This window comes from Lysinibacillus sp. KCTC 33748, assembly GCF_002237755.1.
GTDB lineage: Bacteria > Bacillota > Bacilli > Bacillales_A > Planococcaceae > Lysinibacillus.
Window position 1 is genome coordinate 61,573 of sequence record NZ_MWSJ01000007.1, and the last position, 20,255, is coordinate 81,827.

Sequence of the window (20,255 nt, forward strand, 5' to 3'; positions counted from 1 at the left end):
AAGTAATAACTATACCTTTTAGACAGCTGCTGTAATTTCTTATTATACTTGACTATTTTGATATTGTTTCTTCAGCCACAAGTTCTTGAATTCGCTTTAAAGCACCTGGCTCCATTTCTTCAACTGCTGTTCCAGCCTCTTCTAATGCTTTGGAATAACGGAATTGATTGAAAGATCCTTCTGCTTCTTTTAAACGAGAATTCAATTTTGGATTTGTTGCACGATGACGGTTACCGTACTGAATAATGCGCTCAATCAGCATTACATTTTCAATTAATTCACGCGACTTCGTTTTTACATCTTCTACACAAAGTGTTGCGGCATTTAAATTATTATGAACTGTTCCCATGTTGAGAGGCACCTCTTGCAGGCTTTGCATAACTAAATAAATATGCTCTGCTGCCTCATCTAGACGGGCATCCATCTCTTCAGGGATACCTGGAATATTAGCCTTATTCAATAGACGATCTGTTTCTTGTAATGTTTTCTTTAAGCTTTCTACTTGCATGCGAGCCTTGTTTTCATCAATTCGTAGCTTCTTCATCGTATTTGACAAATGACCTTGCTCCTCATGAATCCTTTCTAGCTCTTCACTAATTTCAATCAATTCTTCCTGTAAACTTGAATATGCAGATTTTTCCTCTCTAACACGCATCGCCAATAAGTCATAGCGACGTTGTAAAGCTTCTAATTGCTTTAATGCAGCTTTTGGAATTTCAGCATCTTTTTCATTTAAGCGATAACTTTGCTGCACAAAAGTTGCTTCATCACTTACTAATCTTGTTGAACTAATAACATTGGTGATTGAGCTTAATAAACGATCACAATTTTGGTCAACATAATTTTTAGCAATAACCTCTTTTTCAAGAAGATCATAAAAATGATCAATTTCTTCATTTATATCCGTAACACGTGGTTTAACAACATTTAAGTTAAGCTCTGCTAATTCACTTTTTAATGTTACAAATTCTTCTTCAAATTTATTAAGCTCTTCAGTTAGCTCTAAATGTTGTAAATAATAGGATTGATCTTCCATTTCACGCTGGCCACTTCGTAACTCCTGTACCGCTCCTGGAAGCTTCACTTGCAATTCAGTCAAAATTGCTGGGACATCATTGATATATTCAAATGTCTGTTGTGATTCTTGGTTTAAGCCAATAACAATTTCCCGCGCCTGCAAATAATTCCCTTCACTAGTAAGCATATCGAATTCCTCAAACTTTTGAACAAACGTCTCCAGTTTTTTCTCTAGAGCTGGTAATGCTACCCCAAATGAATGTTGGTGCGCTAACAATGTTTTACGTGCAGAGCGATAGTATTCTTTTAATTGTTCAATTTCAATACGATTTTTTTCTTCGCTGCCAATTAATTCATTTAGTTCTTCTAAGATTTTATCTTTATCTTGTTCACACTTTTTAATGTAATCTTCTATCTCACGTTCAATTAATGTTGCTTTATTAAAACGAAGTCTATTGATTTGATCCTCTGCATCGAATAAGAGTGAATCAATTTTTGTCATATGTACATCGATGACTTCATCCCAACTATTACGCCATCGTTCAAACATTTCTTCCGTTTCACCGTTCATGTTTAAAGATTTAACTTTTGAAATTTCCTCATTTATGGGATTGTTTTGTATTTGTGATTTTTCATTTTCAAGTTTAGCAATGATTGTTGTATGTTTTCGTCGCATCATAAATCCTACTATCGCTAAAATTAATAGTAGGATAACTGGAATGATGATATACTCCATCGTAAGCCTCCTATTCTACAATAAACGAATTGGCTAGTTGTATTTATTATATACTATGTTATCGCCTTTTGTACTAAAATTTGAGTGTTTTTTGTGTAATTACGCCTTTTAAGAATAACAATAACTTAATTTTTGAACAATATGCGCAAATATAAGTGTATTATCCAAAAATATAAAGGAGTGGTATTTATGAAATGTGACGGCCATGTTCATAGCCCATATTGTCCACATGGTACCTCTGATTCATTTAAGCAGTATATAGAAAAAGCAATCTCTCATGATTTCACAGATATTAGCTTTACAGAACATGCACCATTACCATTGAATTTTGTAGACCCTACACCACAGCAAGACAGTGGTATGAATCCGGAATTTTTAATGCCTTATTTTGAAGATTTGCAACGCCTTCAAAAGGAGTACGCACAAGACATTCGCATTCATATAGGGCTAGAGGTCGACTATATTCAAGGCTTTGAACAAGAAACTCGTCAATTTCTTGATACATACGGACACTTTTTAGATGACTCTATTTTATCAGTTCATTTTTTACAATGGGACAATATCTTTGAATGCATAGACTTTTCTCCAGAAAGTTTTATGGCTTTTGCAAAGAAAGTCGGCTCTATTGAACAAGTGTATAATTTATATTACGATACCGTCCTACAATCCATTAAAGCAGATTTAGGACAATACAAACCTAAGCGCATTGGGCACCCTTCACTTATTCACAAATTCCAATTAGCACATACGGTGAAGATTGATGATTCTGCGCAGATTCGAAAAGTTTTAGATGTAATGAAGAAAGAAGGCTATGAGTTAGATTTAAATAGCGCTGGATTAAGTAAAACATATTGTCAGGAAACTTATCCACCATTTTCCTTCATAGATTATAGTAAATCTATTGGGCTTCCAATGGTTTTCGGTTCAGATGCTCATACTGTTGCTGATTTGCATCAACACTTTAATGTTATATATCCAAAATAATAACTTTCAAACGAGGTGCTTTTATGTTTACTCAAATTAATTATGAAGGGCCAATTGCCGAGCAATATAATACGTTGGCCAAACAATTAGATGCCCTACTTACAGGAGAAAGCGATCGCATTGCTAATTTAAGTAACGCCTCTGCATTACTAAATCAGTTTCTGCCGAACATTAACTGGGTTGGTTTTTATGTATTACAAGGAGAGCAACTTGTATTAGGGCCATTTCAAGGCTTACCTGCATGCGTCAGAATACCAATTGGACGTGGGGTATGTGGAACAGCAGTAAGTAAAGCAGAAACAATGGTCGTAAAAGACGTACACGACTTCCCTGGTCATATTGCCTGCGACGCCGCTTCCCAATCCGAAATCGTGATTCCCTTGAAAAAAGAAGGAGAGGTCATCGGTGTTCTTGATATCGATAGCCCAATCGTTAATCGCTTTTCTAAGGAAGATCAAGAGGGATTAGAGCTATTCGTAGTAACCTTACTCTCCCATTTATAAAAAAAATACCCTGAAATGATTTATTGTCATTTCAGGGTATTTCATTGCAAAAAAATGGATGACATTTAATTTCGTGAAGTCTATTTTCATTCTGAGCACTTTCCTTGTAGCGTCCGATGAGCCACGATTCCGAAAGAGTTGTCCACCCTCCACCGAGATGTCACCCCTAATTTTAGGAGCGAATTATTAGTTTATTTGATACGGTCGATCATGCATACAGAATCGATTTTTACCACTATTTTTCGCTTCATACAGCGCTGTATCTGCATGTAGGAAAACAGATTGAAACGGTGGACGATACAGTTCATCCCATGTTATGAGACCTGCTGAAATTGTCACCCGAGGATCTGTTGTATTTGGAATTACTGCAACAATTTCTTCAGCCAATTCGATTGCTTCTTTCTCATCAATATTCGGAACATACACAGACATTTCCTCTCCACCCCAGCGTGCACAAATACCGCGAGCTCCAATCATTTCTTTTAACTGTACCGCAATTTGCATAAGAATCTTATCACCAATTTGATGACCATACGTATCATTCACACGTTTGAAATTATCAATATCAATGAGTAGGAACATCCCAGATTGATCATTAATAAGTGACTTTTCTACATACTTGTCTAAATAACTTCTTGCATACAATTTTGTTAAATGGTCTAAATCTACCATTTCCTGAAGTTGATGTCGTAATATTGAGTTTGCAATTGCTAAAGAAGAGTGATGAATTAATGATTGCATTAACTTAAAACTATCAAACGAAAAGAAATATGGCTCCTTGTGTAACACAATACTAAAGCCATTTATTTTTTCTTCCATTAAAATCGGGATTGCCATAATTGAACGATATTCAATATGAGTAGGGGTTAAACGGCTGAAATCAGCAATAAATAGTGGATCGTTGGTACTTTTAAAATGTTGTTCAACATGTTTTATAAATGTTTGACCCTTTTCTGTATTAAATAAGGCCGTACTAGCATCCGTCACTTCAAATGTGTCATTATGCTTAAAAGCGAAACAAACTTCCATTGGTTGAAATGATTTCATTAACTGCTTTTGAAGGAAAAGTAACATTTCATTAATGCCTATCCTCATATTTAAACGATGTGATGTTTCATTGATGAGTTGCAAATCACTCACAAGGCGATGTGACTGATGATATAATTTTGCGTTTTCGAGCGCATTTCCTGATGTTTGCGCTAGCATTCGTACAAAATCTTTTTCAGTCGTTGAAAAAAGATACGTTGTAGGTGCACTTACTTGTAAAATGCCATAAATAGCTTGTCTTCCTTTAATAGGGGCGTTTAAAACTCGGCAATTCAAATCGCTAGCAAGCTCCGTCGTCAGCTCTCCTGAGACAAAAGCCTCAATAGTCGCAGGCCTTTCAGATAAGTAATCAAAAAGCTTAATATCGATAGTCGTATGGCGGTCTTGATCATTCGATAGTATAAGCTCCACATTAAATTCGGGGAAATTATCCTTAATATTTTTTAAGACGTTTTCTAAAATTAAATCAATATCCATTGTTGAATGAAATAAATCTGTCATATTATACAATTTTCTAAATTGATCTTCATTCACTTTTACTTCATAATTTTCTCTTATCAACTGAAGAACTTTCGTAAGCGTTTCTATACTTTCTTCCCCGTAATTAGAAGTCATAAAGTCTGTCCAAGCATCTGTTGCCTCTACTAGTAGCCCACCTATTGGATTCCTACCTTCTACTTGGAAAAGAACCATATCTGTCATCTTCGAATAGGCTTCTTTTTCTTTTAATATATAAGGGATTTTTACCATTTTCTGTTGATAAAAACTAGCTTCAATCATTAACCATGACACAGCATTTAGTTTCGTTTCAATTGTTAAAGTAGCCATCTCTTCTACAGGTATTAAAGAATTACCTTCAAAACCGAGGAATGCCACATTCACAATTCCAAAATGCTTCTTTAGACACTGTTCCAATGGGTGAAAATACTCATTTAAACCAGTTTGTTCTTTAGAACTCACCCAAATGCTCAAAACATCTGATTTTATATATTTTAGCGTTTGTAAATGGTCTGTCATGAAATCACCTTTTCTATATAACGTACAAATCAATTACTATTAACTTATTGTATATTATACATAATTTGTGTCATTTTGACTATGTTATTCTACTTTACTTTTACATTTTACATCTCTCACTGTATCATTAACTATTCTAAAATTTCGCATCGTGTACATAAAGGAAATATTTACTATAGTTCTTTTTTGAAAATAGTTAGTGTTATAATTGACGTCTATGTAATAAGCAGTTACAATGAAATTTGTGTAAAATAAACGCAGCAGTGGTATGAGCTTATTACTGTATTTTATTCCTCTATTTTTTAGGATAACTAAACAGATTCAAATAGATGGTGTATTGTGTAACCTAACGGCTGCATAGGCGAAAATACATGAAAATAAAATGCGTATAAGAATGGGTACTACTGGTTTTTGTTTTACAACAAAAAAACCAAATTTAAAGGAGGAGACAACAATATGTCTCGTTATACAGGTCCATCTTGGAAATTATCACGTCGTCTTGGTATCTCACTAAGCGGTACAGGTAAAGAAATCGAAAAACGCCCTTACGCACCAGGTCAACACGGTCCAAACCAACGTAAAAAATTATCAGAATACGGTTTACAACTTCAAGAAAAACAAAAACTTCGTCACATGTACGGCATGAACGAACGTCAATTCCGTACTCTATTCGACCGCGCTGGTAAAATGAAAGGTGTACACGGTGAAAACTTCATGATCCTTCTTGAAACTCGCCTTGACAACCTAGTTTACCGTTTAGGTTTAGCTCGTACTCGTCGTGGATCTCGTCAATTAGTAAACCACGGCCACATCTTAGTAGATGGCAAACGCGTTGATATCCCTTCATACAGCGTAAAACCAGGTCAAACGATTTCTCTTCGTGAAAAATCTCAAAACCTTACTGTAGTAACAGAAGCAATCGAAGTAAACAACTTCGTACCTGACTACTTAACATTTGACGCTGACAAAAAAGAAGGTACATTCACTCGCCTTCCAGAGCGTTCTGAATTATCAGCTGAAATCAACGAAGCATTCATCGTAGAGTACTACTCTCGTTAATAAAACTTCGTTGCATTTAGCAACAAAAAAAGCCTTAGAAAACTTGTTAATTCAAGGATTCCGAGGCTTTTTTCTTTTGCGAAACTTTGCAATTAAATATATTGAAACCCTTTTAGTTAGGGTTGATCAAGGGTTAAATTAAGGGTATTTTAGTGTCAGTAGTTCGCGAATCGAAATTTAACTAAAGCACCCCGTTACTTTAAGTATATTTCTTCACAATCTTATAATTTTGTTCATACCTTACTTTTTAATCTTTAAATATACCTATAATCTCATCATATGCATTTTTAGTTTCATCGTATGTTGGAATATCAAGAAATTGAACATTTGAGACATTTTCGGAGAAGAATTCTTTAACTAATATTTTTACACAATTCTTAATTTCATGTATGTCAAATTCACCTGAAAGCTTAGTCCACATATCGATATAAACGGGTTTATGATTATTTCTGTTTAAAGGGGCAAAATGGGCAACCTGATATATTAAATCTTCATCATCTCTCGGATATATATAATTGTATATTATCTGAGAATCATCATTCAAAAATTCTTCAATTTCCTTCTTGTAATCATAATCTTCTTCGTGGTTTAATTCGTTGTTATATAAATAAGCTAGACTTATCTGAGTGGTAATTTCAAAAAAACCCAATTTATTGACCTTATTAGCATCTGAATAAATTGATATCTCAACATTACAGCTTTTATCACAAAGTTCATATTCTCCAAACCAAAAATTCATATGACGAATACTAACGTATACTGTATCTAACATTTGAATACCCCTCCTTCTTTCTTTATTTAATATTGGCTAGTTATTAAGTGTTAAAAATTACCAATTGGTAGGGAAAAGTAAAGCGACTGAATATTGAACAATCGCACCCGTTTCTTGAATAATGATTAAATAAAATCTTTAATTTCTTCCTTAATCTCATCCCAAATATCCATTTGTTGTGAAGTGTCTTTAATCAGGTGAACAACATTCTCTGAAATAAGAATATTTTCTTCACAAATGGTTGCACATAGGTGTTCTAATGCCACTCCTCACTCTCTATGTTCTAAATATTCTAATACAGTAATACGGTCTTTTTGTGGTAATCTAGTTGTTCCAATATTATTTTTATCTTCTTTTCTATGATTAATTTTTATCCCCAAAAATAATTTCAATTTCTTATTACACTAACCTGCACAGTCAGAAAAAAAACGTTTTCATTGTTGGAAAAACGTCACCGTTCCAATTATATTACATAGAATACTTTACCTATCAAATCTTAACAATGTATTGCCTTATTTTATATATGTAATTTTTTCCTCTTTCAATTAAATGCGCCTTTAGTTCAACAAAGAAAAAAGAGCTGCTTACGCAACCCCATTTTCTTCATGTAAAGTTCCTCATTCCTGTTATAAGCTTGTAATTACCCCACTAGCTCATGTCTTTGGTGGGAGTGTTGTAATAATGTGAGAATCAATCGTATATTACATTTTGTCCTTGTTCACTTAATTTTTTTAAAGATGTAAGCATATGATTTATTTCTTCATCGGAATGTCTTTCCCATGAACTTAATTCAGCTAATATTTTCAAAGGAGATTTAGACCTATAAGAACGCGTTGGGTTTCCAGGAAACCGTTTGTCAGTTACGTTCGGATCATTTTCAAAATCACCTAATGGCTCTACAATATAAATCCTCTCTTTTGAGTTAGATTTTGCTAATTCAGCACCCCATTTAGCCGCGCTCAATGTTGCAGTAAAATAGATATGGTTAGATTTTTTATCCTGATAATTGGATAAGTGCAAAGGTTCAAGCAGGTCTCCGATTTTCAGTTCTGCTTTAGTACCATGAAAAAACGGACCGGGATCTAAGATATTTTCTTTGTCATTCATATAAACGCACCCCTTATACTTTTTTTGACTTGCGTATAACAGTATAAGGTAAGGAATGGGCGAAAATGTAGTCTATAAATAATTTTCAGATGGGGTTATAATATAAGTAGAGGGTAAGATGTTAACTGTATTCAACCGTTCTTTGAAAGCGAGTTTATAAAACTTGAACTATTGCAGTTGAAGCTTTTTCCGTTTAGTTCGTAATAAAAGCCCGACCAATAGGTAAAGCATTGTAGTAACAATGCCTGCCGTGGGAGAAACAAGGAATTCTTTCCCTTGAGCAATTTTGATATAGCCATCAAGAATTAGTGGATTCACAAGTGCATCTTCTGTCATATGCATAAGGACAAGCGGCCAAATACTTTTCGTCATTAAATAAATTTCTGTATACATTACTGTCCAGCAAATCATCGTCACAATACCTATTAACGCGAATATCCACCTATTTACAGGAAGCACACTAAGGATATCACTTTCTGATAGGAACACTAAAAAGTACGGCATATGCCACGCTCCCCAAACACCACCAACAATACAATACAACCAAAAATCATTTACTTTTAACGTTAAAAGTTTACTTGTCAAATAACCTCTCCACACTGATTCCTCAAAAAAGTTTTTAACAAATTGAATCAGTAAACCACACGCAAAAGCAGAAACTAATGTATTTAAATTAAAATCCGAAAAGTCCATCCAGCCAAATAGATAGCTTACTAACAAAACTATAGAAGTGACGATAGGATAGACTAGGAGCGAGACAATATACCATTTTATGTTACCCTTTAAATTAGGCAATAAGCCAATATCTCGCCAACCATCTCCCGCAAAGACACGTAATAGTATAGTTGTCAGCAGCGGAAATACTAGCCAAATCCCCATCCCAAGTGTGTCACCTCTAGGCTGTTCAGGGCCGAAGCGATCTACAAAAACGCCAAGCCAACCACATAGTAAAACAACAACTATAAAGATTATTATGTTGCGTTTAGTTTTCATTTTTCAATCCCCTCCCTGTTTTCAAGGATTGAAATAATCCACATCGCATTGGGACATGGAGTCTCGGGATGCAGCGCAATGTATTGAGCGATTCCTTGAATAGAACACCAAAATGCTACTGCAAGCGCTTCAGCATTCCCCTGTTTAATTTCACCTAGCAATTGCCCCTTCTCTATTAATGGAATACTCTTTTTAATTAATTTATCTGCTTCCATAAGCATTTCTTTTAAATCCTCCGACAAGGAATCAAGATGTTGTGCATTCTCCATTAGGACAAACATTTTTGCTGCAGATGGGTTTGTACAGATCATGTCAAACAAATCCTCCGCAGCAGCTGTAAAAATTGCTAATGGTGATTCATTAGTAAAACTAAAATCCATCTGAAGTCTTTCACACCCTATGCGAATTAGCTCTTCATATAGCTTTTCCTTAGAGTCAAAATAATGAAAAAGCAACCCAATGCTCATATTAGCAGCTTTAGCGATATCAGCTACTTTCGTTTCACCATACCCCTTCCGAATAAACAAATCTAATGCAGATTGTAAAATTAAGGCCCTTCGTTGTTCTTTTTGTTCATGTCTAATTGACATTTCCCCCACCCCTTTATTGAATATATCTTCATTGAAATATTATTCAATAAAATTGCAAATATCCCTGAAAAGTGCCCAGATTATAAAAACTTTTTCATTTCAGTTTGTAAATATATATATCAATGAAAAAGGAACCCTTTTATCTTCATGGAAGTCTAAATAGGAAATATTAGAAATTCAAAGGAGGAAATAATGAGGAGTTTTGAACTTACTGTGCTGGTTTTAGTCTATAGTGGCATCATGATTTTTTTCTTAGTTCCCTTTAAAAGCAAGGAAACAAAGTGTCCAATTACTTTTAAAGAAAGTCTGCTGCACATCACTTTTCATAAAAAAGCTTTACTGGCTCTTCTTCTAATCAACTTTTTATTAATAGCTATTTGGTTCGGTTATAAGCAGGAAATATATCATTTTAATGCTCACAGTGGTTATCCTCCAATCAGTTCAGATTCAAAGGGAATTTTTTACATGTGCGCATTACTCGGATATACTGTCATTCTTTATGTAACTCTCGCATTATGGATTTCCTTAAAAAATTTAAAAAGGAGGGTCGAATAATTTTATATATTCCTATAAAGTATGACGATTTTATGTACTTTAAAATAGTAATTACACAATTAAAAAACAACATAATCACTACTAATATATTAATAACAAATTATCAGTTATTTACTATTCAATACTACTATAAAATAGAACCATATTCCAAAAAATATATTTTACTTTCATAGGAAAACAATTTTCAAAACGTCTTCAATTCAACACTCTTAGACAACCCAACCTTTCATCATATCAAAAACCTATCTATCTTTTTTGTAAAATAATAACATGATTAAAATTAACAATTTTAATAAAAATACGAGTTGAACTTTTACATGGAATAGAATACTATGAATTTCGAAAGGTGGTTCGCCATCATTCAAGCAATAACAATTATTTTAAAGGGGTTGGAATTATGTCAGACGTTCTAAAGCAATTTGTTATGCCGCAAACAAACTTATTTGGACCTGGAGCAATTCAAGAAGTTGGTAAACGTTTAAATGATTTAGAAGTGAAAAAGACATTAATCGTAACAGATGAGGGCTTACACAAATTAGGTCTCTCTGAACAAATTGCTAACATCATTATAGCTGCTGGAATAGATGTAGCAATTTTCCCGAAAGCAGAACCAAATCCAACAGATCAAAACATTGAAGACGGGATTGCAGTGTATCATGCTGAAAACTGTGATTCAATCGTTTCTCTTGGAGGCGGTAGTGCACACGATGCAGCAAAAGGTATCGGACTTATTGCTTCGAATGGTGGACGCATACATGATTACGAGGGCGTTGACAAATCACAAAACCCACTGGTTCCATTAATCGCTATTAACACAACTGCTGGTACAGCAAGTGAAATGACTCGCTTCACAATTATTACGGATACAGCTCGTAAAGTGAAGATGGCCATCGTGGACAAACATGTTACTCCACTACTATCGATTAATGACCCTGAGTTAATGATTAGCTTACCTCCTGCTCTAACAGCGGCTACTGGTTTAGATGCATTAACACATGCAATCGAATCATTTGTGTCGACAAACGCAACACCAATTACTGATGCATGTGCAGAAAAGGTACTTCAGCTTGTTCCTGAATATTTACCACGGGCCTATGCAAACGGTGCAGATTTAGAAGCACGTGAGCAAATGGTTTACGCACAATTTTTAGCAGGCATGGCGTTTAATAATGCATCCCTTGGCTATGTGCATGCAATTGCTCATCAATTAGGTGGTTTCTATAATCTACCACATGGCGTATGTAACGCTATTCTATTGCCACATGTTTGCCGCTTCAACTTAACAGCACGTACTGAGCGTTTTGCAAAAATCGCAGAATTGTTAGGCGAGAACGTTGAAGCGTTAAGTAAACGTGATGCTGCTGAGAAAGCAATTGTAGCAATCGAAAATCTTTCTAGAGATTTGAACATTCCAAGTGGCTTCCGCGAATTAGGCGCGAAAGATGAGGATATTGAAATCTTAGCGAAAAACGCAATTTTAGATGTATGCGCTGCAACAAACCCACGTAAAGCAACTTTAGAAGACATTAAACAAATTATTACAAATGCGATGGGCTCTGTAGCGAAAAAAGAAGAATCACTTGAAGCTATCGCACTTTCTTAATAAGTAAGCAAAAGGCATGTCTCTTGTAGGCATGCTTTTTATTGCGAACATCGTTCGGGCATTGTATGTGACCCCAACACTCGTTATACTTTTCTTAAAAAGAATTGGAGATAAGAAGATGCGTTTAATCTCAATTTGTCCGAGTAATACCGAGCTTGTTGCTTATTTAGGTCTGACTGATCAGCTTGTTGGTGTCGATGATTTTTCGGATTGGCCATTAGCAGTAAAAGACTTACCTCAACTTGGCCCAGATTTATCAATTGATATGGATGCATTAGAAGCATTACAGCCTGATCTTGTACTCGCATCCTTAAGTGTCCCCGGCATGGAAAAAAATATTGAAGCGTTACAAGCTAGAAATATTCCCCACATTATTTTTAATGCTAATTCATTAGAGGAAATCGCACAGGATCTCCATACTTTAGGGAAGGCCTGTAGGGTTGAAGGTCGTGCTAAAGAAATTTCCGAGGAGTATTTACAATGTATCGATCGTCTTCGCACAGTTGCTCAAACGATTCCTAAAAAACCTACTCTTTATTGGGAATGGTGGCCAAATCCTATCTTTACTCCAGGGAATATTAATTGGCTAACTGAAATTAGTGCCATTGCCGGTGGGCAAAATCTGTTTCAGGATGTAGAACTTGCAAGCGTACAAACTGATTGGGCTGATGTAGTAAGGCGTGACCCAGACTATATTATGATGGCTTGGGTAGGAGTTGCCTTTGAGCGTATTCAACCGGCCAATTTATTAAAACGTTCCAATGCGCAGGTGCTTCGAGCTGTTAAAACGAAACAGCTTTACGTAATGGAGGAATGGCTTTATTGTCGTCCATCACCACGCCTTATAGAGGGTGCATTAAAGCTCGCGAATTTGCTTCACCCCCAAGAATATGAGCACATAAAGCTTCCTAGTTTTTTAGATAGTTAAAAATAAAAGTATGGCTCTTCTGCAAAGAGAGGGGTTGATTTCCATCCAAAAGAGACATCCCCTCAAATATTGAGGGGATGTCTTGTTGTATAAGTCTGAATTAAACAAACTTCACCATATGGTATTTTTTCTTGCCGCGACGAACAATGCTGAATGCATCTTCTAAACGATCTTTGCTGTCGATGACATATTCTAATTCAGTGACCTTTTCACCGTTCACGCTGATCGCACCATTCGTTACGTCTTCACGCGCTTGACGTTTTGAAGGAGAAATACCTGCTTCCACAAGTAACTCCACGATATTTTTATCTTCTTTCGCCATTTCAATAGAAGGAACATCTTTAAACGCATCCTTCATTTCATCAGCAGAAAGTGCTTTTAAGTCACCTGAGAATAAAGCAGCTGTAATGCGGATTGCTTGGTCTAATGCTTCTTGACCATGAACTAAACGAGTCATTTCTTCAGCTAGCGCTTTTTGTGCCTTACGTAAATGTGGTTCCTCTTCTACAGATACTGCTAAAGCTTCAATTTCTTCACGAGAAAGGAATGTGAAGATTTTTAAGTATTTTACAACATCAGCATCCGCAGCGTTAATCCAGAATTGGTAGAACTCATATGGAGATGTTTTCTTACTATCTAACCATACAGCGCCACCTGCTGTTTTACCAAATTTTGTACCGTCTGCTTTCGTTACTAACGGAATTGTGATACCAAAAGCTTTTGTCTCTTCCTCATGTGTTTTGCGAATAACTTCTAAACCAGTCGTAATATTCCCCCACTGATCAGAGCCACCTACTTGAATGCGACAGTTGTAATGGTTGTATAAATGATTGTAATCAATACCTTGAATTAATGTATACGCAAACTCAGTAAATGAAATCCCTGTATCAAGGCGTGATGCAATTGTATCTTTTGCTAACATGTAGTTCACGTTAATTAATTTCCCATAATCACGTAAAAACTCAATCGTATTTATATTGCCAATCCAGTCACGGTTATTAACTAACTGAGCACCATTACCATCTTCTGCAAATTCAAAAATACGCTCTAATTGGCTACGAATACCTTGAACATTTTTATCAATTTGCTCAACCGTTTGTAATTGGCGTTCTTCAGAGCGTCCAGATGGATCTCCAATCATCCCAGTCGCACCACCAACTAATAAAATTGGACGGTGACCCGCTTTTTGGAATCGACGTAGCGTTAAAAGAGGCACAATATGTCCAATATGCATAGAATCCGCAGTTGGATCAACACCGCAGTATAAAGATACAGATTGTTCATCTAATAATTTGGCCATACCTTCAGCATCAGTTTGTTGGTATAACAATCCGCGCCATTCTAAGTCTTGTAATAATTCGTTCGTCATTTTTATTCCTCCTAAGGGTTTAATAATTCCGTGTAGGGAGAAACAAAAAAGTCCCTACACGCAAAATATTGCATGCAGGGACGTTATAAACTAACGCGGTACCACCCAGCTTGAAGATGTCATCCATCTTCCTCTTCATTCAACCGCCTTTATCGCAGGCGCGCACGTCTAAGCTCCAAGCACGTAATTCGTCTCTACATTATGACCAGCTTTCACCAACCGCTGGCTCTCTATACAGGGAATATAGACACTACTGCAAGCTCTTCTTCGCTAGAAAACTATAAGCATAATTCTAAACGATTCTTTTTCATTGTCAATAATTATGTTCGACCTAAATCAATATGTGCTATAATAGACAAGATTTTAGGAGGTCGATACATTGAAAGATTGGATTGAGAAAATCAATGCAAAGATCGATGAATTAATTCAACAAAAATGGATGAAGAAATTACGTATTTCAGGAAGTGTTGCCTGGAACTTATTTTTACTATTTTTAGTCTTTGCATTGGTAGGCACTGTATTTGCCGGTTCAGTTGGCGCTGGCTATTTTGCTTCACTTGTAAAAGAAGAGCCACTACGCTCTAAGGAAGAATTACGAAAAGAAATTTTCAACTATGATTCAACAAGTGAGATTTATTTTGCCAACGATATTTATATCGGAAAATTACGTACAGATTTAGACCGTCGAGTAACAACATTAAACGCTGTCTCACCTGATGTTGTTAATGCGGTATTAGCGACAGAGGACGAGTATTTCCGTGAACATAACGGAATAGTTCCGAAAGCCGTCATCCGCGGGTTACTTCAAGACGTAACCAACTCTTCTACACAAACAGGTGGTTCTACACTAACACAGCAGCTTATTAAAAACCAAGTATTAACAAATGAAGTATCTTATGAACGAAAAGCAAAAGAACTTTTACTTGCGATGCGTTTAGAGCACTTTATGAAAAAGGAAGAAATTTTAGAGGCCTACTTAAACATAATTCCTTATGGTCGTAACGCTTCCGGTCGAAACATTGCAGGGGTAGAAACAGCTGCTGAAGGTATTTTCAATGTAAAAGCAAAGGATTTATCACTTCCTCAAGCAGCATATATAGCTGGTATACCTCAATCACCTTTTGCTTACACACCTTTCACAAATACAGGTGTACTTAAAAGTAAAGAAGCTCTGCAACCGGGTATTGATCGTATGAAAACTGTACTTTATCGTATGAAAGACGCAGGTTATATTAACGAAGCTCAATATAAAGAAGCACTTGCTTACGATATCACTGCTGACTTCCGTTCACCGGAGATGCGCGCAGAAGATCGCTATCCTTGGCTAACGTATGAGCTTGAAAGTCGCGCAAGAGACATTATTGCGGAAAAACTAGCAGAAGCAGATGGTGTTGATCCAGAACGCTTAAAAAATGAAACAAAATTAAAAGAAAAGTATACGATTTTAGCAGATCGTGATGTCCGCTCAAAAGGTTATCGTATCTATTCAACTATTAATAAAGATATGTACGATTCGATGCAAAGCGCAGCGGAAAACTTTAAAACTTACGGTCATACTTACACTGTTAAAGACAAAGACCCTGTAACAGGTGAAGAAATTGATGTTCAAATGCCTGTACAGGTTGGAAGTATTTTAATTGAAAATACTACCGGACGTATTTTAAGCTTTGTCGGTGGTCGTGATTTTGAATTAAAAAGTTATAACTATGCTACACAGGCAAAACGCTCAAATGGCTCAACAATGAAACCTTTACTCGTATATGCACCTGCAATAGAATACGGTGTAATCGGTGCAGGTAGCCCATTAGTCGACGTAAAATTCTCGATTGGTAGCTGGAGCCCGAGCAACTATATTACTAGTGATGAACGAGGACTAATTCCAGCACGTGAGGCACTAGCAGATTCACAAAACTTATCAGCTTTACGACTATATCATAGTATTCTTAACAGACGCCCTGCCGATTATTTAGTAAAGATGGGGATTACAACCCTAAAGCCCGATGACTTCACAAACATTGCAGCTGGTATCGGAGGCGTAAAAGAAGGTATTACTGTTGAAGAGAACACCAATGCCTTTGCAACTTTTGCAAATGGTGGTCAATTCATAGACTCTTATATGATCGATAGAATTGAAGACCAAAATGGAAATATCATATATAAACACGAAGTTAAACCTGAACAAGTATTTAGTCCTGAAACTTCATATATCATTACAGATATGTTACGAGATGTGTTAACAAAAGGAACAGGTACAGTCGCAAGAAATACATTAAAATTCTCTTCTGACTTTGCCGCTAAAACAGGTACTTCACAAAACTACAAAGACGTGTGGCTAGTTGGCTATAACCCGAATGTTTCTCTTGGTGTATGGATGGGATATGATAACAATCAGTCACTGTATACATTTAATAATACGTATCAGCAGCCTAGTGTGCGAATTAACAAGCTATGGGGAACATTAATGAATTCTGTATATGATGTAGATCCACAGTTAATCGCCCCTAAAAATAGATTTGTGCAACCGAAAAACGTTGTCACTGCATCATTCTGTGGTATTTCTGGTTTAGCGCCATCTGCAGCATGTGCTAATGCTGGTCTCGTGCGCTCTGATTTGTTTAATGCAAAAGTATTTTTACCTTCACAAGCTGATGATAGCTTAGCTTCTTCAAGCGTTGTTACAATAAAAGGTAAAACCTATAATGCCCTTCCTAGCACACCATCAGAATTTGTAAAAGCAAGCGGTGCAGGAATAAATCAGGCATTTATTAAACGAATGCTAGGCCCACTTGGCGGTAATCCGGCCAGCCTATTACCAAAAAATTCGACATTAGCGAATTCATCGGTATCAGGTGTTGATTTCCCAGCAGATAATAATGCACCAGCAGCAGTATCTGCTTCAATTAATGGAAATACATTATCATGGACAGGCTCTTCAAACGATGTAGTCGGTTACCGAATTTATCGAGTAACAAATGGCGAAAGAACCCTTGTTGGATCAGTGCTTGAATCTTCACAAAGCATGACGGTAGCAAGTGGTCATGCCTATGTTGTTGTCGCTGTAGATATTACAGGTTTAACTTCAGCGCAATCCAATACCGTTTCTACGGGTGGCGACGCAAGTGAAAAACAACCTGAAAAAGACAAGGAAGAAGAGGTCCCAACAACTACTCCACCGACTGACGGCAATGACTCGGACCAAAATGGAAACGGCTCAGAGAATGGCGATGGGTCTGATGGTAGTAACGGGAACAACTCAAATAACGGCAACGGTTCCGGTAACACTGGAAATGGCTCTAATAACGGCAGCGGTTCCGGTAATACTGGAAATGGCTCAAATGGCAACGGTTCCGGTAACACTGGAAATGGCTCAAACGGCAACGGTTCCGGTAACACTGGGAATGGCTCAAATAACGGGAACGGCTCTAATGGAGGAAACAACGGAAATACTACTCCGCCGACTGACCCACCTAAACAATAATAAACAGGCATACTACATTTGAAAAGTAATTGTAGTATGCCTGTTTTTTTGTCATTATATAGGTGACTATAAATTCGAAGGGGTGGAAATAATTGAACATTTTAGTTTTAGGAGGCACCCGCCTTTTTGGTAAAAAACTTGTTGAGCTTTGTCTTCAAAATGGACATAATGTAACTATTTTAACACGTGGACAAAGTGGAAATCCTTTTGGTACAAAGGTGAAGCAGCTAATTGTTAATCGAGATGATGCCGATTCATTATCACAGGCGCTATCAAGTACTACATGGGACATTGTCTATGATAATATTTGCTACTCTCCGAATGAAGCTCTTAAAATATGTGAAATTTTAGAAGGTAAAACGAAAAAGCTCGTTTTTACATCTACTCTATCTACTTACGAAATAGACGGGATTGTCAAAACAGAAGAAGATTTTAATCCATTTAATTATGAAATTCGAATGGGGAATCGCGAAGATTTTTCATATGGTGAAGGTAAGCGTCTAGCAGAAGCAGTACTTTTCAAAGAAGCTATGTTTCCTGTTGTCGCCGTTCGTTTCCCAATTGTTATGGGTGTGAACGACTATACACGCCGTTTACATTTTCATGTTGAACGAATTTTACAGGAACAGCCTATTTCATTGCCAAATATTGAAGCAAAAATGAGCTTTATTACAGATGACGAAGCAGCTGCATTTTTGTATTTTGCTGGTATTACACCAATTGAAGGCACTTATAACGCAACAGCGGAAGGTGCAATTTCATTAAAGGATTTGCTAGGTCTTATTGAAGATGCAACCGGAAAGCATGCAAAAATATCTCTTGTAGGTGGCAATGAAAAGTCGCAGTCACCATATGGGATTCCAGCAGATTGGTACATGTCAACTGCAAAGGCAGAAGCGGCAGGCTTTACATTTAGTCAACTTCACGATTGGCTCCCTACACTAGTAAAAACATTAGTAAAAGAGCTGCAATAACATAACAGGATAAGATCTTACTAACTAAAAGACATATCACCATAGCGAAGGCTTTGGTTTTGTTTGTGCGAAAGCTCAGCGACAGCAAAAGGTTTTGGAATGTGCGAAAGCGCAGCGGCGGCAACAACAGCACCGACGTTGGTCACGAAGGCATATCACAGGATGTGATGTTTTTCGCCTTCGTTCCTCTATCGCTGCCCCTCAGTCTCCACTCCAATCAACTTATATACATGGCATATTTTTTAAATAATATCATCCCCAATTTTGGAGATAAGCATTAAAAAATCTGCTAGATTTCTTGCAAAGGAGTCTAGCAGATTTTTTTATCGTATATAATTGTCCAGATACTACAGCAGTATCGTTTTTAAAATCGCAATTGCTTCATCGATTTCTGCTTTTGACACGGTTAATGGAGGTAATAAACGTATAACATTTGGCCCTGCACCTACTAACAATAAGCCGTTTTCTTCTGCCGCAGTTATATACGAGGCTACCTCAGTATCACCACAGCAAATGCCAAGAAGTAAGCCTTGGCCCTGTACGGTAAACGTAGAAGGGAGATTCGCTTTTAACTCCTTCACAAAATATGCGGATAGCTCCTGTACATTTTGTAAAAATGCAGGTTCAAAGACATGATCTAGCACAGTTTCAGCAACACGCATTGCAAGTGGATTTCCACCGAATGTTGTCCCATGTGTGCCAGGACTAAACGTTTCATATAGCTCTGCTGTGCCAATCATACTACCGACAGGGAAGCCTCCACCTAGCCCTTTTGCCAACGTCACAATATGCGGCTTTAAAATCGTTTGTTCAAAAGCATATTTTGTTCCTGTTCGTCCAATACCCGTTTGAACCTCATCGATTATTAGTAATATTCCTTTGTCGTCACAAGCTTTAGCTATTGCTGCTGCGAACTCTGGTGATACACTGTTAACGCCGCCCTCACCTTGAATCATCTCCAACATTATTGCTGCGACAGTATCGTCAATCGTTGCTTCAAGTGCTGCCACATCATTAAAAGGAAGAATTGTAAATTTTTCAACAAGTGGTCCGAAGCCATTATGTACCTTGCCCTGACCTGTTGCGGACATTGCTCCAAAAGTTCGTCCATGAAAGGATTTCTCGAAAGTAATAATATGATTTTTCCCTGTATGCTTACGTGCAAGCTTGATGGCTGCCTCATTTGCTTCCGCACCACTATTACAGAAAAATGCATATAAAAAATGTGTATCAGCTATTAATTTTTGTGCAACCTTCTCCTGACCAGGAATATCAAATAAATTAGAAGTATGCCAAAGCGTTCTACTTTGATCATGAATAGCCTCCACAATCGCAGGATGTGCATGACCAAGACTCACTACTGCAATTCCACTTGTAAAATCTAAATATTTCTTCCCAGCAGCATCTTCAACAACTGTTCCTTGCCCTTTGACAATTTGGGCGCGGCGTTTGCCATAGTTTCCAAATAAAGCACTCATCTAATCACCCCTACTTAAATTCATAGCTAAAAAAATCTTCAATCT

General features: G+C 36.7%; 17 protein-coding genes and 1 other annotated feature. Of the genes, 8 read left to right on the forward strand and 9 right to left on the reverse strand.

What is annotated here, in order from left to right; translation table 11 throughout:
* Window positions 1-52 precede the first annotated feature (52 nt).
* On the reverse strand, window positions 53-1,753 hold the full coding sequence (gene ezrA / locus B1B04_RS11530; RefSeq protein ID WP_079561617.1) for a septation ring formation regulator EzrA: 1,701 nt from the start codon (window positions 1,751-1,753) through the stop codon (window positions 53-55).
* 189 nt (window positions 1,754-1,942) lie between these two features.
* Between ezrA and hisJ the strand changes: the two genes are divergently transcribed.
* Window positions 1,943-2,737, forward strand: coding sequence for a histidinol-phosphatase HisJ (hisJ, locus tag B1B04_RS11535; protein ID WP_079561618.1), 795 nt, complete (start codon window positions 1,943-1,945; stop codon window positions 2,735-2,737).
* A gap of 23 nt (window positions 2,738-2,760) precedes the next feature.
* Window positions 2,761-3,240 carry a GAF domain-containing protein gene (locus B1B04_RS11540; RefSeq protein ID WP_079561619.1) on the forward strand — a complete coding sequence of 160 codons (480 nt, stop codon included), beginning with the start codon at window positions 2,761-2,763 and terminating at the stop codon, window positions 3,238-3,240.
* A 186-nt stretch (window positions 3,241-3,426) separates the two neighbouring features.
* On the opposite strand, the gene B1B04_RS11545 is transcribed toward B1B04_RS11540, so the two are convergent.
* Window positions 3,427-5,304: a sensor domain-containing diguanylate cyclase gene (locus B1B04_RS11545; RefSeq protein ID WP_079561620.1), complete on the reverse strand. Its 1,878-nt coding sequence runs from the start codon at window positions 5,302-5,304 to the stop codon at window positions 3,427-3,429.
* A 456-nt stretch (window positions 5,305-5,760) separates the two neighbouring features.
* Between B1B04_RS11545 and rpsD the strand changes: the two genes are divergently transcribed.
* Complete coding sequence (gene rpsD / locus B1B04_RS11550) at window positions 5,761-6,363, forward strand: 30S ribosomal protein S4 (protein ID WP_079561621.1); 603 nt, start codon at window positions 5,761-5,763, stop codon at window positions 6,361-6,363.
* Window positions 6,364-6,610: 247 nt separating this feature from the next.
* Here the strand turns inward: rpsD and B1B04_RS11555 are convergent, their stop codons facing one another.
* The 5 genes from B1B04_RS11555 to B1B04_RS11570 all read right to left on the reverse strand — a co-directional run bounded on the left by B1B04_RS11555 (window position 6,611) and on the right by B1B04_RS11570 (window position 9,825).
* The gene (locus tag B1B04_RS11555) at window positions 6,611-7,135 is read right to left on the reverse strand and encodes a hypothetical protein (protein WP_079561622.1); all 525 of its coding nucleotides are present in this window, start codon (window positions 7,133-7,135) and stop codon (window positions 6,611-6,613) included.
* Window positions 7,136-7,260: 125 nt separating this feature from the next.
* Complete coding sequence (locus B1B04_RS25660) at window positions 7,261-7,401, reverse strand: hypothetical protein (protein ID WP_170938964.1); 141 nt, start codon at window positions 7,399-7,401, stop codon at window positions 7,261-7,263.
* A 424-nt stretch (window positions 7,402-7,825) separates the two neighbouring features.
* Window positions 7,826-8,242, reverse strand: a complete 417-nt coding sequence (gene arr, locus B1B04_RS11560) for an NAD(+)--rifampin ADP-ribosyltransferase (RefSeq protein WP_079561623.1) — start codon at window positions 8,240-8,242, stop codon at window positions 7,826-7,828.
* A gap of 168 nt (window positions 8,243-8,410) precedes the next feature.
* Window positions 8,411-9,235 carry a CPBP family intramembrane glutamic endopeptidase gene (locus B1B04_RS11565; protein ID WP_079561624.1) on the reverse strand — a complete coding sequence of 275 codons (825 nt, stop codon included), beginning with the start codon at window positions 9,233-9,235 and terminating at the stop codon, window positions 8,411-8,413.
* A complete protein-coding gene (locus B1B04_RS11570; RefSeq protein WP_079561625.1) occupies window positions 9,232-9,825 on the reverse strand; it encodes a TetR/AcrR family transcriptional regulator in 594 nt (197 codons plus the stop codon). The genes B1B04_RS11565 and B1B04_RS11570 overlap by 4 nt, the downstream gene beginning before the upstream one ends.
* A gap of 192 nt (window positions 9,826-10,017) precedes the next feature.
* Here B1B04_RS11570 and B1B04_RS11575 point away from each other — a divergent pair, with 192 nt between their 5' ends.
* From B1B04_RS11575 to B1B04_RS11585, 3 genes are all read left to right on the forward strand, one after another.
* Window positions 10,018-10,380, forward strand: coding sequence for a hypothetical protein (locus B1B04_RS11575; RefSeq protein WP_079561626.1), 363 nt, complete (start codon window positions 10,018-10,020; stop codon window positions 10,378-10,380).
* 397 nt (window positions 10,381-10,777) lie between these two features.
* Window positions 10,778-11,983, forward strand: a complete 1,206-nt coding sequence (locus B1B04_RS11580) for an iron-containing alcohol dehydrogenase (RefSeq protein WP_079561627.1) — start codon at window positions 10,778-10,780, stop codon at window positions 11,981-11,983.
* Window positions 11,984-12,101: 118 nt separating this feature from the next.
* Entirely contained in the window at window positions 12,102-12,911 is an 810-nt protein-coding gene (locus B1B04_RS11585; RefSeq protein WP_079561628.1) for a cobalamin-binding protein, read from the forward strand.
* A 100-nt stretch (window positions 12,912-13,011) separates the two neighbouring features.
* Here B1B04_RS11585 and tyrS read toward each other — a convergent pair whose 3' ends face one another.
* Window positions 13,012-14,280: a tyrosine--tRNA ligase gene (gene tyrS / locus B1B04_RS11590; protein WP_079561629.1), complete on the reverse strand. Its 1,269-nt coding sequence runs from the start codon at window positions 14,278-14,280 to the stop codon at window positions 13,012-13,014.
* Between the two features lie 73 nt (window positions 14,281-14,353).
* Window positions 14,354-14,557 (reverse strand) — a binding site (T-box leader).
* 102 nt (window positions 14,558-14,659) lie between these two features.
* On the opposite strand from tyrS, the gene B1B04_RS11595 reads away from it, so the two are divergent.
* Window positions 14,660-17,758, forward strand: a complete 3,099-nt coding sequence (locus tag B1B04_RS11595; RefSeq protein WP_079561630.1) for a transglycosylase domain-containing protein — start codon at window positions 14,660-14,662, stop codon at window positions 17,756-17,758.
* 92 nt (window positions 17,759-17,850) lie between these two features.
* A complete protein-coding gene (locus B1B04_RS11600; protein ID WP_079561631.1) occupies window positions 17,851-18,732 on the forward strand; it encodes an NAD-dependent epimerase/dehydratase family protein in 882 nt (293 codons plus the stop codon).
* A gap of 347 nt (window positions 18,733-19,079) precedes the next feature.
* Here the strand turns inward: B1B04_RS11600 and B1B04_RS11605 are convergent, their stop codons facing one another.
* Window positions 19,080-20,210, reverse strand: coding sequence for an acetylornithine transaminase (locus tag B1B04_RS11605; protein WP_079561632.1), 1,131 nt, complete (start codon window positions 20,208-20,210; stop codon window positions 19,080-19,082).
* Between the last annotated feature and the right edge of the window lie 45 nt (window positions 20,211-20,255).

What these genes read in the sequence shown, in the direction of transcription:
- ezrA (WP_079561617.1), bottom strand. Translation starts at nt 1,753, where the DNA reads ATGGAGTATATCATCATTCCAGTTATCCTACTATTAATTTTAGCGATA.
- hisJ (WP_079561618.1), top strand. Translation starts at nt 1,943, where the DNA reads ATGAAATGTGACGGCCATGTTCATAGCCCATATTGTCCACATGGTACC.
- B1B04_RS11540 (WP_079561619.1), top strand. Translation starts at nt 2,761, where the DNA reads ATGTTTACTCAAATTAATTATGAAGGGCCAATTGCCGAGCAATATAAT.
- B1B04_RS11545 (WP_079561620.1), bottom strand. Translation starts at nt 5,304, where the DNA reads ATGACAGACCATTTACAAACGCTAAAATATATAAAATCAGATGTTTTG.
- rpsD (WP_079561621.1), top strand. Translation starts at nt 5,761, where the DNA reads ATGTCTCGTTATACAGGTCCATCTTGGAAATTATCACGTCGTCTTGGT.
- B1B04_RS11555 (WP_079561622.1), bottom strand. Translation starts at nt 7,135, where the DNA reads ATGTTAGATACAGTATACGTTAGTATTCGTCATATGAATTTTTGGTTT.
- arr (WP_079561623.1), bottom strand. Translation starts at nt 8,242, where the DNA reads ATGAATGACAAAGAAAATATCTTAGATCCCGGTCCGTTTTTTCATGGT.
- B1B04_RS11565 (WP_079561624.1), bottom strand. Translation starts at nt 9,235, where the DNA reads ATGAAAACTAAACGCAACATAATAATCTTTATAGTTGTTGTTTTACTA.
- B1B04_RS11570 (WP_079561625.1), bottom strand. Translation starts at nt 9,825, where the DNA reads ATGTCAATTAGACATGAACAAAAAGAACAACGAAGGGCCTTAATTTTA.
- B1B04_RS11575 (WP_079561626.1), top strand. Translation starts at nt 10,018, where the DNA reads ATGAGGAGTTTTGAACTTACTGTGCTGGTTTTAGTCTATAGTGGCATC.
- B1B04_RS11580 (WP_079561627.1), top strand. Translation starts at nt 10,778, where the DNA reads ATGTCAGACGTTCTAAAGCAATTTGTTATGCCGCAAACAAACTTATTT.
- B1B04_RS11585 (WP_079561628.1), top strand. Translation starts at nt 12,102, where the DNA reads ATGCGTTTAATCTCAATTTGTCCGAGTAATACCGAGCTTGTTGCTTAT.
- tyrS (WP_079561629.1), bottom strand. Translation starts at nt 14,280, where the DNA reads ATGACGAACGAATTATTACAAGACTTAGAATGGCGCGGATTGTTATAC.
- B1B04_RS11605 (WP_079561632.1), bottom strand. Translation starts at nt 20,210, where the DNA reads ATGAGTGCTTTATTTGGAAACTATGGCAAACGCCGCGCCCAAATTGTC.